The 13400-nt window shown below is 44.6% G+C and carries 13 protein-coding genes; 7 read left to right on the forward strand and 6 right to left on the reverse strand.

Features of this window, described 5'->3' with window-relative positions:
• Nucleotides 1–15: 15 nt before the first annotated feature.
• Nucleotides 16–759, reverse strand: coding sequence for a hypothetical protein (locus tag AB4160_RS10935; protein WP_102440155.1), 744 nt, complete (start codon nt 757–759; stop codon nt 16–18).
• Between the two features lie 180 nt (nt 760–939).
• Here AB4160_RS10935 and AB4160_RS10940 point away from each other — a divergent pair, with 180 nt between their 5' ends.
• Nucleotides 940–1479 carry a DUF2780 domain-containing protein gene (locus tag AB4160_RS10940; RefSeq protein ID WP_102440154.1) on the forward strand — a complete coding sequence of 180 codons (540 nt, stop codon included), beginning with the start codon at nt 940–942 and terminating at the stop codon, nt 1477–1479.
• 133 nt (nt 1480–1612) lie between these two features.
• Complete coding sequence (locus AB4160_RS10945) at nt 1613–2062, forward strand: TerB family tellurite resistance protein (RefSeq protein ID WP_102440153.1); 450 nt, start codon at nt 1613–1615, stop codon at nt 2060–2062.
• A 58-nt stretch (nt 2063–2120) separates the two neighbouring features.
• Here the strand turns inward: AB4160_RS10945 and yjeH are convergent, their stop codons facing one another.
• Nucleotides 2121–3395: an L-methionine/branched-chain amino acid transporter gene (gene yjeH, locus AB4160_RS10950; RefSeq protein ID WP_372004609.1), complete on the reverse strand. Its 1275-nt coding sequence runs from the start codon at nt 3393–3395 to the stop codon at nt 2121–2123.
• 140 nt (nt 3396–3535) lie between these two features.
• Between yjeH and AB4160_RS10955 the strand changes: the two genes are divergently transcribed.
• The 5 genes from AB4160_RS10955 to menE all read left to right on the forward strand — a co-directional run bounded on the left by AB4160_RS10955 (nt 3536) and on the right by menE (nt 9407).
• Nucleotides 3536–3970, forward strand: a complete 435-nt coding sequence (locus AB4160_RS10955) for an Lrp/AsnC family transcriptional regulator (RefSeq protein ID WP_102440151.1) — start codon at nt 3536–3538, stop codon at nt 3968–3970.
• Nucleotides 3971–4149: 179 nt separating this feature from the next.
• Entirely contained in the window at nt 4150–5877 is a 1728-nt protein-coding gene (gene menD, locus AB4160_RS10960; RefSeq protein WP_102440150.1) for a 2-succinyl-5-enolpyruvyl-6-hydroxy-3-cyclohexene-1-carboxylic-acid synthase, read from the forward strand.
• The gene (gene menH, locus AB4160_RS10965) at nt 5877–6647 is read left to right on the forward strand and encodes a 2-succinyl-6-hydroxy-2,4-cyclohexadiene-1-carboxylate synthase (RefSeq protein WP_102440149.1); all 771 of its coding nucleotides are present in this window, start codon (nt 5877–5879) and stop codon (nt 6645–6647) included. Before menD ends, menH begins: the two co-directional genes overlap by 1 nt.
• An 11-nt stretch (nt 6648–6658) precedes the next feature.
• The gene (menC, locus tag AB4160_RS10970; RefSeq protein ID WP_241901067.1) at nt 6659–7837 is read left to right on the forward strand and encodes an o-succinylbenzoate synthase; all 1179 of its coding nucleotides are present in this window, start codon (nt 6659–6661) and stop codon (nt 7835–7837) included.
• A gap of 1 nt (nt 7838) precedes the next feature.
• Nucleotides 7839–9407, forward strand: a complete 1569-nt coding sequence (menE, locus tag AB4160_RS10975; protein WP_372004611.1) for an o-succinylbenzoate--CoA ligase — start codon at nt 7839–7841, stop codon at nt 9405–9407.
• Between the two features lie 125 nt (nt 9408–9532).
• Here menE and rpoH read toward each other — a convergent pair whose 3' ends face one another.
• The 4 genes from rpoH to ftsY form a co-directional block, all read right to left on the reverse strand.
• On the reverse strand, nt 9533–10396 hold the full coding sequence (rpoH, locus tag AB4160_RS10980; RefSeq protein WP_102440147.1) for an RNA polymerase sigma factor RpoH: 864 nt from the start codon (nt 10394–10396) through the stop codon (nt 9533–9535).
• A gap of 255 nt (nt 10397–10651) precedes the next feature.
• The gene (ftsX, locus tag AB4160_RS10985) at nt 10652–11617 is read right to left on the reverse strand and encodes a permease-like cell division protein FtsX (protein ID WP_102440146.1); all 966 of its coding nucleotides are present in this window, start codon (nt 11615–11617) and stop codon (nt 10652–10654) included.
• On the reverse strand, nt 11617–12309 hold the full coding sequence (gene ftsE, locus AB4160_RS10990) for a cell division ATP-binding protein FtsE (RefSeq protein WP_076538182.1): 693 nt from the start codon (nt 12307–12309) through the stop codon (nt 11617–11619). The genes ftsX and ftsE overlap by 1 nt, the downstream gene beginning before the upstream one ends.
• 6 nt (nt 12310–12315) lie before the next feature.
• Nucleotides 12316–13400: signal recognition particle-docking protein FtsY (gene ftsY, locus AB4160_RS10995; RefSeq protein ID WP_372004614.1), on the reverse strand; the 1085-nt coding region annotated here is incomplete at its 5' end.

The raw sequence follows: 13400 nt of genomic DNA on the forward strand, positions 1-13400 counted from the left end.
TATCAACTCACTTAATTAGATTTCTGTATGATCGCTGTTGGTATCATCTTCGCTAACATCAGTGCTGCGATTAACCATATACAATCTGAATAAAGCCACGTTTACAAACAGGCCTAAGAATGCGAATACAGTGTCGATGATCACCTGTAGTGGAAAACCGCCAAATTCAGCGAGAGATAATACCGTACCGCCCACTAATGACAATGGAATATACATCATCAAAATAGCCATTGTTTTCAGCACAATAGGAGATGAAAACTTAAAGCTGTTCTTAATGGCTTCTAGTGGCGTTAGGCGCTCTACAATCACCATAAAGTTTACGTAAGCTAAACGGGCAAATAAATAGAAGCTTATCGCCAAACCTACAACCCAAAACGGCCCAAACACAGCAAACAGCATTACCGGCGCTAAAATCGCTAAACCAGAAAACACCCCAGCTAATAATAGCGGCGGCACGAAAGTGAAGCTGTTTTTCAATATCATCCCAGGGGTCACTTCATGACCACGAGATCGCACCTCTAGGTACAAGGTTAGCGCCGAAATCAACAGTGAAAAAATCAGCAATAACGCCATCATCGCAGCGCCATGCATTGCACCAAATTGTGGTACTTCTACTTCTGCTTGGGCTGCCAGTTCACTGCCTAACCATAATTGGATCACGACTTGGAGTAGCAGCAACGGTACTGTTAATGATGCTAATTGTACAATGTGGTTACGAAAGAAATTATATGCTTCAGTCAAAATTGCAGACAATGACATGGGGGTTCCAATAATCAAAAAAAGATAAATATACTGCTAAGGATACCGAAAAAAGCAGTTTTTTGCACAATTGATATCGTCATTAGACTGAAGTTCCCTAAATCAATTGTCACAATTTTGTTAATAGCGTTACAATGTTAACCAAAGTATCCAATTATTATTACCTACAGGACGGCCACAATGAAAATGACTCCCGCAGTAAGCCTTTTATTAACCGCATTTGCAGTCACCACACCCGCTCAAGCTGGATGGTTAGATAACATTTTTGGTAGTGATGAAGAAAAAGTTGAAACCGTCGCCGCTACTGAAGCGGTTGCTGATGCACAATCAACTGATTTAGTTGGTAATGTCATGTCACAGCTGGGGTTAAACCAGCAGCAAGCTGAAGGTGGTTTAGGGGCATTGCTAAGCTTAGCGCAATCTAACTTGGGCGATTCAGACTTTAGCCAAATTTCAGATAGCATTCCCGGTACTGATGCGCTATTGGCAGCAGTGCCAGCACTATCTTCAGATTCAGGTATGACAGGGTTATTGTCTCAAGCTGGTGATATTGGTAAGTCACTTGAAGGCGCGAGCATGGTATATGACACCTTTGAAGCACTTGGAATTAAAAAAGAATACGTGGCGCCTATGGTCGATATTGCCAAGTCTTATCTAGAAAGCAACGGCTCTGAAGGCACAGTTGATATGTTGATGAAAGGCCTTGGTTCAATCATGTAACATTTGCGGTATCGTTAATGGATTAATTTTAATTAATGCCGAGCCATTCGCTCGGCATTATTGTCTCTGTTAAGCTAAAGTCATCACATAGGCTGACACAGCTGCATACATCGTTTTGTTTATTGGAGGCAATATGATTGCTAAATTAAAACAGTTCTTACAATCCCATACCCAAGCGACCACCCCAGAAGATCAAGCGCGTCAGCTTAATCTCGCTGCTGCCAGTTTATTACTTGAAGTCATGTACGCAGATGAAACCCTTGATGAGCAAGAGGTGGCCATGTTGCCAGCTATGCTCACTAAGAATCTCGGTTTGACTCTGCAAGCCGCTGATGAGCTCATCGCTGAAGCCAAATTGATTCAAGGCAATGCCACCTCATTGTACGAGTTTACCGCTGAAATAAACGCCCAATGCTCCATCGCCCAAAAACAGAAACTGTTACTGGGGATGTGGAAGCTTGCCTACTCCGACGGCAAACTGTGCCGCAATGAAGATCAAATCATTCGCCGCACCGCAGATTTGCTGCATTTAAAGCACAGTGAAGTTATTCAAATGCGTAATATCGCCATGGAGCAACGTTAAGGGCTCTTTGAGGGCCTAACTCGCGTCGAGGTAGCCTCACAAAATTAAGCTCTTATAGCTAATCACTTATTAGCGCCTTACGAGTTAAATGATTTTTCTGCCAATAGATGAAGGGCGCAACGGTCAGCACTAAGATGCACGAATACCACATATTCTCAGCGAGTGCGTAGCCCACTCCAATACAAAATACACAGCCCGCCACCACCAAAGGTAAGTAAGCTTTACTGAGTAACTTTGCCGCTGACAACATGGTTAATAAATAGATAATCACAAACACCCCATTACTCCAGGCAATCAGATCTTCAAGTTTCTGCTCAGTGATAAATGTCAGTACAATAACCATCACCATAGTCACTAAAATGGTCACCAATGCCCGCAAAGGTACGCCGTATGAGTTCAATTCTTCAAAATACTTGGGCAATATTCCTTGCTGGCTAAAACTCCAAAGTAGCCGCGCTGCACTGGCACAATATACATTTACCGTTGCCAAGCCACTTGCTATGCCTAATACACCGATAACTTGCGCCCCAATGGCAGGCACACCCAAACCGCTCAATAGCTGATTAAAAGCATGCACCATTGCAAGGCCCTCAGCTTCAGCTGGCACAATTAATAACAACAAGGTGCACACCAGATAAATAATCCCCACCAACACAGTGCCTAACATCATTGCTGGTAACATATCTTTTTTCGGGTCGCGAAAGTCATTGGCTAAATGGGTCATGGCTTCTATGCCTAAAAAGCTCCAAAAACCGATGCCCATGGCTAACATCACGCTCGCCGCTTCTGGTTTAGCGACTGCAGAGAGCGAGGTTAATTGCCCAAGGTTGGCGCCGCTGCTGCCAAATAGCACAGTCACTACAGCCACAATGGCCAGTGTTAGCCCAAACTGTAATTTGGCAGACACTTGAATGCCGCGATAATTAAGCAGCAATAACACAGCAACAATGGCGATTTCGGCGGCCAATTGCCCCCAACCTGTTATAGCAACCAGCGCATCCATAAATTGAAAGGTCATTAAAATGGCTGCGGGGGCGCCAATGGGGATCACTAATAAAAAAATCAGCCCTATGGTGCGCCCTGCTGTGATACCAAAGGCTTTTTCAATAAAATAAGCTGGCCCTGCGGCATGGGGGAAGCGACTTGCCAGCAAGCCAAATACCACTGCCACCGGCAATATGGCGACTGTGAGTATAATCCACGCCAGTAAAGCGCCACTCCCAGCCACCTCTATGGTCATCTGTGGCAATATAAATACCCCAGTGCCCAGCAAAGTGGTGGCCATCAGTCCTGCGCCTTGCCAGCGCCCTATGCTTGCTGTAATTTGATTCATTGTCTTTATCTATAGTGATATTTAGTAAGAGTATAAGCTGATAGCGCTTGTCAAACTGCAGCATATCACCTGCAAGATCACCGAACAAACCGACAAAATGACGGCATTTAGCTCAATAACCAACATAATGAGGGTTAGCCTTGGACAAGTTCGATCAATTAATCATTAACGCATTACGCCTTAATGCCCGCCAAAGCATTTCAAATATTGCTGAGCAAGTGAGTTTATCTCGCAGCGCAGTCACTGAACGCATCAAAAAGCTAGAACAAACCGGCGTGATCCGTGGTTATCAAGTGCTATTGAGCGAGTCACAAAAAGAAGGCGTTTCAGCGTATTTCGAAATCCAGCATGAACGCGCTAATTGCGCTGATGTAGTCCATGTTTTTCACGCGATTCCTGAAGTGATCACGTGCCAAGGCATTACCGGCGAAATGGATTTATTAGTGTATGTGAATGCCCCATCAATGAAGCGCTTACATCAAATTCGGGAATACATTGATGCCCAAGCCGATATCGTTAAAATCAAAACCCACGTGGTGATGAGTGAATGGATTAATAACCAGCCCAGTAATTAGGCTATTAGGTTAAATCAAAGTCGCTAGCTTGAATTGTAGCAATTTATCTGTTCCCCTTTACTGGCGCTATTTTTAGCTTATCAAGCTAGCTTTTTATAATTTTCCAACCGAAATCTTAGATATAGCAGCTTGATAGCGTTACACTTCTTAGTAACTGGTTTTCTATTAGGTTTATCAACATGCAATCACAGCCGACATCTGACATCAATTTACTTTGGGGCGCACTCATTTTAGAAGAGTTAGCCAGACTGGGTGTTAAACATGTTTGTATGGCGCCAGGCTCTCGCTCAACCCCATTAACCTTAGCCGCAGCGGCGCAGTCAAGCTTGCAATCTCACCTTCATTTTGACGAACGTGGTCTGGGTTTCATGGCGCTGGGCTTAGCTAAAGCCAGTCACAGCCCGGTGGCCATCATCACCACTTCTGGCACTGCGGTGGCGAATCTGTATCCCGCCATTATTGAAGCTTGGCTTACTCAGGTGCCGCTGATTATTTTAACTGGCGACAGGCCGCCTGAACTCATTGGCTGCGGCGCTAACCAAGCCATTAATCAGCCCGCCATTTTTGCTGATTACGCTAAGCAAGTGAATTTACCGACGCCGGATCTTGCCATCAGCCCTAATACCTTGCTCACCACCATTGATGAAGCAGTGGCAAATTTAACCCAGCCAGTACATGTCAATTGCATGTACCGAGAGCCTCTGTATCCCACAGAGCTTCAAAGCCTAGGGCAATTAGCCCAATCAATGAGTGATTATGTAACGCCAATTACGCCATGGTTAAACCACTCTCACCCTTACACGGATTACGGCCAGTTAGCTCAAACCAATCTGCCTAGCCAAGACACTATGATGCGTTTTGCACACGGCAAAGGGATCATTGTGGCGGGAACCTTATCCCCCCAAGAAAACCCAAAGCAAATTATTGAATTATCTCAAAAACTGGGTTGGCCAATAGTCGCCGACGCGCAATCACAACTGAGGCAGCACCCCAGTGTTATTGGCCATATCGATCAACTGCTGCTAAATCCTAAAGCCAGTAAATTTATTGAACAAGCTGACCGCATTTTGGTGTTTGGTGGCCGCTTTATCTCTAAGCGTTTAATCAGCTTTATTGCTAATCATCAATGGCATAGCTATTGGCAGGTATTAGCAAACCAGCAACGACTGGATCCAAACCATCAATCAAAACGAATTTGGCAAGCCAGTATCACTGCCATGTGCAATATCAATTGGCCTCGTTCCTCTGCAGCTAATTGGGCGTTAAGCTTAGTTGAGCACAATCAAAACATTGAAGCATTACTAACGCAGCATATTGATCAAAGTAGTTTTGGTGAGCCGCAAGTGGTTCGGCATATCGCTCAGCAGCAAAGCGCATCACATCAATGGTTTATTGGTAATAGCTTGCCAATACGCTTATACGATATGTATGCACCAATCATTTGCGAGCTACCCGATATTTATACTAACCGCGGCGCATCGGGTATTGATGGCTTAATCGCTACCGCAACTGGGGTGGCATTAGCCAATAATCAGCCTACCACCTTGCTTATTGGGGATATTTCCAGTTTGCACGACTTAAACTCACTGGCGATGACCAAACACGTTAACAGCCCGTTTGTGATTGTGATTTTAAACAATGACGGCGGTAATATCTTTAACCTGCTGCCGGTACCCAATGATGCCGTTCGAGAGCAATATTACCGCTTAAGCCATGGCTTAGAATTTGGCTACGCAGCAGCCATGTTTGGTCTGGCCTATAATCAAGTGGATAGTTTAACGAGTTTTAATGAAGCCTACGCCGATGCGATGGGATATGCAGGCACCTCAGTCATTGAAGTGAATGTCAGCCCAACTCAGGCCAGCGATCAGATTAAACTCATCGGACAATGGGTGAGGCAGCACTAATGCCAATAATTAATCGTTTTGGCGACACCAATTTACCAGCACTGGTATTATTGCATGGTTTTTTGGGGTCAAAAGAAGACTGGCAAGCAAGCTTACAGATTTTAAGTCAGCACTTTCACTGTATCTGTATCGACTTACCAGGCCATGGTGACAATCAGCTAGAATTGCCAACCCCAGGCTTTGAAACGGCGGCGCAGTCTATTGTCGATAAAGTCATCCAGCTCGGTTATAGCCAATTTCATTTGTTAGGTTATTCATTAGGTGGCCGTATTGCACTGCACATTGCCAAGCTTTACCCCAAAGCAGTATTAAGTTTATTGCTGGAGTCAGCGCACTTAGGCTTAACCAGCAGCCGCGACAAACAAGCACGCCTCAAGCACGATCAAAAGTGGGCCGATAAGCTCGCCGTCGAACCTATTAGAGACTTTCTCGAGCAATGGTATCAACAGCCAGTATTTGCTAATTTAACCACGGACGCTAGAAAAAACCTGATTGCGATTCGCAGTAAAAACAATCCCCAAGCGCTGCTGCACTGTTTTAAAAGTACCTCGCTAGGGTTACAACAAAATGGCGAAAAAGTGCTGAAGCAATTACACTGCCCCGCCTACCTGTTAGTGGGAGAACAAGACAGTAAGTTCAGTCAACTTGCCCAGCAGTGGCAGCAAAAACTGCAACTTAACACAGTCACCATTGCTCATTGCGGTCACAATATCCATAAAGCGCAACCTAAGATGTTTGCCGCTAGGATCATCCAACTTTTAACCCCTTAAGGACATCATTCATGGCAACCGCTAACAGTAATAATAACCAGGTTTTAATGAATGCCCCACGTATTAGTCAGCTTGAGTTATATCGTTATCAAATTAACTTGGCGCCCCATTTACCCGTAGCTAAACAACGTATTGATATCCGCCACGGCTTAGTCATTGCAGCAAGTCTAACTAGCGGCCAACAAAGCTTTGTTGAAATAGCGCCACTGTCTGGCACTGACATTGAAGGCGTGGCGCTCAGCGGTTTTAGTCATGAATCACTTGACGCAGTTATCGAACAACTCACCACCCTATTACCACGCTTAATAGGCAGTAGCCTTACTCAAATTAATGAGATATTGGCATCTGCTGAGCTTTATCCATCCGCTGCATTTGGCTTAAGTTTATTAGCCCTTAAGCTTGATGGCGGGTTTGATCATCCCCAATATGATTATGCTCAATCAATGCAAAGTAAAATTGGCCTTTTCTATTATCAACCAGACTCAGATCTCAATAAGTTACGAGCAAAACTGGCCCAATTAGATAAACGCAGCTACTCAGTTAAAGTGAAAGTCGCCCAAGCCAGTATCGAGCAGGAAATAAAATATATTCATCAAATACTTGAGCTTAATCCAAAGCTTAAACTCCGTTTAGATGCCAACCAAGGCTTTACACCTGAGCAAGCCATTGAGTTTCTAGCGTGTTTGCCTAAAGCGGCCATTGAATATATTGAAGAGCCATGTAAAACCCCAGCAGAAAACCAACAGGTTTACCAAGCCCTTAAAATTCCTTTTGCTTTAGATGAAAGCTTAAACGACAGCAAGTATCAATTTGACATGCTTGAAGGTCTAACCGCGCTGGTAATTAAACCCACCATCATAGGCGGCATTAATCAATTAACAGGGTTAATTACCAAGGCCAATAGCCATGGCGTGCGCTGCATTTTAAGCTCAAGTTTAGAGGCAAACCTTGGGATTAATGACTTGGCTAAATTAAGCTATATGCTGACTCCAGATGAAACCCCAGGACTCGATACCCTATCAAGCTTTAGTGAACCGCTTATTGATGAACAAGGGCAACTGAATAAAGCGGTTTGTGTGCTACTGCAGCGCGAAACGATTTCTGAAGCGACGATCAATCAAGACGCTGATCTCACCCAAGCTGCAGCTCTCAATCAAGCATCGATCCTTATTGCCGATAGCGAGCATTAATATGAATAACATGATATCGCCGCTGCACCAAACTGCTATTGAACATCCAAATGCAGTGGCAATCATCTTACCGAATAGCGCCGCTGAGCTCACAGCGGGTTTCAATAAAACCGCCAGTGCATCAACTGCGAGTAACGATACCCAAACCGCCATTAGCTATGCTCAGTTAAGTCAGCTGGTATTAGCATTGGCGCAGCAACTTAGCGGCCAAGGGGTTGCAAAAAATCATCGACTGGCCTGCATTAGTCGTAATAATCTGGAAATGATTTGCCTGTATTGGGCCTGTATTGATTTAAGGGCATTATTTTTTCCGATATCACCCCGTTTTCCTGCTGCGCAAATAAGCCAACTATGCCTGCGTTTTAACATCAATTACTATTGGTCTGAGGCTGATTTAACACCGCAATTAGCATCAGTATTAGCCACACAGGCACTGCCGCAACCTATCACAACTGAGGTGACATTTAAGCTTAACCTAAATACCAGTAAGCCACTCAGGCCCTTCGCTATCGACGCTAGCCAGCCAGTGAATGTTATTTTGACCTCTGGATCAAGTGGCACCCCAAAAGGAGTGGTTCATAGCCTTAGTAATCATATTGCTAGCGCCAAAGGCTCAGCTGAAAATATCAACCTAGATAAAGGGGATAGCTGGTTATTATCATTACCGCTATTTCATATTGGCGGCCTCGCCATTGTTAATCGCTGCGCCATCGCCGCTGCCACCATAGTACTCAGTACCGAGCAGGCTCTTGTTAAGCAATTAGCCCAAACGCCATTAAGCCACTTATCGTTAGTATCTGCCCAGCTAAGCCAGATTTTAGACACTGATGCGACAGTACTTAAACATGTAAAAGCCTTATTGCTCGGTGGCGGCGCGATCGATCTGCTACTGGTTAAACAGCTAGCTCAGTTACACATCAGCGCTTTTTGCAGTTACGGCATGTCAGAGATGAGCTCACAAATCACTACCGCGGCCATTAATAGCGCTAATCATTTAGGTACAGCGCTGCCACAGCGGCAATTAAAGCTAGTTGATGGGGTAATTTGGGTCAAAGGCCCATGTTTATTTTTAGGCTATTTACAAGCAAGCCCTGATCACACCCTAAGCGCTTCACAGCAGCGAGCAGAGCCCATACTTGAGCGTCCTGTTGATGAGAACGGTTGGTTTTGCACTAATGACCAAGGCCAATTTGATGACCAAGGTCAGTTACATTTACTGGGCCGCGTAGACAATATGTTTATCTGTGGTGGTGAAAATATTCACCCAGAAGAAATTGAAGCCGCCTTAAGGGCTCACCCTGATATCGCTCAGGCCATTGTGTTTGGCCAATATGATGCTAAATTTAGCTTGCTACCAGCAGCAATTATTCAATTTAAAGCTCCCCAAGCCCAGCTAACAACCGAGGTTATTGGCAGCATTGAAGCACTGCTATTAAAGTTTATCGCTCGCTTTAAGCGCCCGCGTCACTATTACCCTTGGCCCGATAATATTGAGTCCGCCAGTTTAAAAATACCTCGCAAACAGATCATTGCTGCGGTTAAGAGCCAATATAACCTCGACTCACTTTAGGCTGTTTTATCACGGCTTTCAGCTAATAACAGCTTTAGTTGAAAGCTAATTTTTAGCCACAAAAAAACCTGCCGTAGCAGGTTTTAGTTTTTAGCGAGATTGAAGTGAATCAACCCGAGGCTAAGTTAGATTTCCATACAAGATTTAAGCTTGGTCATGGCATTCTTTTCAAGCTGTCTAATGCGCTCTGCAGACACTTGGTAAGTAGCGGCTAATTCTTGTAGTGTTGTCTTGTCATCATCTAACCAACGCGCTCTTAAAATATGTTGGCTACGTTCATCAAGGGTTTTAATTGCCGAGAATAAACGCGCTTGAGAGTCTGACTCCCAATTTTGATTTTCAACTTCAAGTGCAACATCGGAAGAATGATCTTCTAAATAATGAACTGGGGCAAAATCCACACCGCTGTCATCATCATTGTCGCTGGCTAAATCAAATGCAGGATCTTGAGCCGCCATACGCGACTCCATCTCAGTGACGTCTTTTTTAGACACCCCAAGGTTTTCGGCAACCATGCCGACTTCTTCATCACTAAACCAGCCTAAACGCTTTTTGGTTTTACGAATGTTGAAGAATAATTTACGTTGCGCTTTGGTGGTGGCAACTTTCACAATACGCCAGTTTTTAAGCACGTATTCATGAATTTCAGCTTTAATCCAATGCACAGCAAAAGACACCAAGCGCACACCAACACCAGGATCAAAACGTTTTACCGCTTTCATCAAACCAATGTTGCCTTCTTGAATAAGGTCCGCCTGTGGCAAACCATATCCTGAATAACCTTTAGCCACATGCACTACAAAGCGCAGGTGCGACATAATCAGTTTTTTTGCCGCTTGTAGATCGCCAGTTTCTTGCAAACGCTTGGCTAACTCATGCTCTTCTTCGGCCCCAAGCATTTCGATGCCTGTGACTGACTGCATATAAGCTTCTAAGCTGCTACTACCTCTAGGGACAGTAAGTGACATAGATTGCGATTGAAAGGCCATTGGCGCTCCTACATTAACAACATTAAAACGGTCTATTGCTCATTATACAGCTAGCTGGCGGCAATAGCTTGTGAACTATCTATGATATGGCGACATATGTCAACATGGCGACCAGATTAGTTGGTGCACATTTTTTGTGCTAATTTATACTCGACTGAAAACACATCGATTACAAGTTAATAAAAATTCATCAAAGCCGCGATCAACTTAGCTATTACGCGATCAATTTAGCTATTAAATGATACCAACCAAGCCCTAAGAAGGTTCAATGGCACGTAAATGCTGCCTTACCGATAAGTATGAACCTAGCCAGCCTAAAAACGAGGCAAGTAGCACTAACTTAATTAGCTCAGAGAAACTCAAGGCTTGAATTTGCAACTGGCTACCATAAAGACCTAACAACTCAGCTAAAGCAGAATCAAGATACCAGACTAATAAATTGATAATAACCCAAGCTAACACGCCGCCAATCACCCCATACCAAATACCGGTATAAAGAAACGGCCGTTGAATAAAAGACTCTGTGGCGCCGACCAGTTTCATGACTTCAATTTCAGTACGGCGATTCATAATGGCTAAGCGAATAGTATTGCCAATCACTAACACCACTGCTAATACCAGTAACGCAGCAATGGCGAGTACCGTGCGCTCAATTAACCTGACCATGGCTTGCAGGCGCTCAAGCCATTCAATATCTAAACGGCCAAAGCTCACTTCAGGCTCACGCTCAAGCTTTACTAATAGTTGTCTTGCTCCTTCAGGGCTCGAGTGACGCGCCAAAGGTGTTACCACCACCACGGCTGGCAACGGGTTACTATCAAGGTAAGATAATGCTTCGCCAAAGCCTGATAAGCGCTGAAACTCTTCTAGCGCTTGCTCGCGGTTTATATAGTCAACCGCATCAACTTCAGCGTATACATTAATACGGCGGATTAAATTTTGAATAGATTGCTCACTGCGGCCTTCGTTAATAAATAACGATATTTCAGCAGCATTATTCCATGACTGGGTGATGTTCTCGGCATTTTTAACCAGTACTTGCAAAGCTGCAGGTAAACTTAAGCTCACCCCAAGTACCGCCATGGTCATCACAGAGGACACCGGGTTGCGCCACAGCTCGCCCACACTCGCCATTGCTTGCTGAATGTGGCGCACAAAAAACATCACTACTCGACCCGTAAAAGGCAGCTTACTGGCGGTAATTTTAACTTTTCTGGTCATTATACTTGCCCTTCTGTGGTCGCAGAATAGAGCTCGTCATTGCCAAGCATTTTGCCCTGACGCAGGGTTAAGGTGCGGTATTTCATCCGGGCAATCAAGCCTAAGTCATGGGTGGCAATCAGCACGCTAGTGCCAGAATCATGGAAGGTTTCGAATAATCTTAAGATATCCATCGATAACTTAGGATCTAAGTTACCTGTGGGTTCATCGGCCAGTAATAAAGGCGGTTTGTTGACAATGGCGCGGGCAATACCAACACGTTGTTGCTCACCGCCAGATAGCATGATGGGTAAATGACGCTCTTTGCCATACAGCCCCACCATGTCGAGTGCGCCAGCAACTCTTTTGCGGATCTCGCCGTGGGAGAAGCCTTCAATCACTAATGGCAGCGCAATATTATCAAATACGCTTTTATCCATTAATAAGTGGTGGTTTTGAAAAATCATGCCGATATTGCGACGTAAATACGGCACATGCTTTTTCCCTAACTTGGCAATATCATGACCATTAATCGATACTTTACCGGCACTGGCTCGCTCAATCACAGTGATCAATTTGAGCAAGGTACTTTTACCTGCGCCAGAATGTCCGGTTAAAAAGGCCATTTCCCCTTGTTGGAGGTGAAAATTAACTTCTGAGAGTGCTTTTTGGCCACCCGGATAAATCTTACTGACTTGCTCAAACTGGATCATAAATGACTATTCTGCCTTTTCCTGACTAAATAATGCTTCGATGAAATCGCTGGAATTAAAAGTACGTAAGTCATCAATTTGCTCACCAACACCTATGTGTCGGATCGGAATATTAAACTTATCAGCAATGGCGAAAATAACCCCACCTTTTGCAGTACCATCTAATTTACTAATGGTGATCCCCGTTACCCCAACGGCTTCTTGGAATAACTGCGCCTGGCTAATGGCATTTTGCCCGGTACTTGCATCTAGCGTTAGCATCACCTCGTGAGGCGCATTAGGGTCTAATTTTTTCATGACGCGAACAACTTTTTTCAGCTCTTCCATCAAATGACTCTTATTTTGTAAACGCCCTGCCGTATCGGCAATCAGTACGTCAACATTACGCGCTTTGGCAGCTTGTAATGCATCAAATAATACCGAGGCACTGTCTGCGCCGGTATGTTGGGCAATCACTGGGATGTCATTACGTTGTCCCCAAACCTGTAATTGCTCAACGGCTGCTGCACGGAAGGTATCACCAGCCGCTAACATGACAGATTTGCCTTGTTTTTGATACTGTTTTGCTAATTTACCAATGGTGGTAGTTTTACCCACGCCATTGACGCCGACCATTAAAATAACAAATGGGCCGTCTGCATTTTCAGGCACTAAAGGGACTGCCACTGGATCGAGAATAGTTTGTAATTCGTCTCGTAATAAATCATATAGCGCTTCGGCATCTTTAAGTTGCTTACGTGATGCTTGTGAGGTCAAATTATCAATCAGGCGAGTGGTGGTTTCGACGCCCACATCGGCAATCAATAATTGCTCTTCGAGTTCTTCGAATAAGTCATCGTCAATTTTTTTACCGCGGAAGATCCCCATAAAGCCGCTACCAATGTTTTCACTGGTTCGCAGTAATCCACGCTTTAAGCGGGCAAATAAGCCCTCTTTTACCGGTTTAGCCTGAGGCTCATCCACTTGCTCTTGCTCAACGTCAGCCGCTTCGGCTTCTGCTGCCAATCGAGCTTGTTCTTGGTCAGCAAGACGTTGCTGCTCTGCTGCACGTTCAGCTTCTAATGCAATACGCGCCGCTTCGGCTTCTGCTG

This window comes from Shewanella sp. 10N.286.51.B8 (assembly GCF_041469325.1).
Classification (GTDB): Bacteria; Pseudomonadota; Gammaproteobacteria; order Enterobacterales; family Shewanellaceae; genus Shewanella.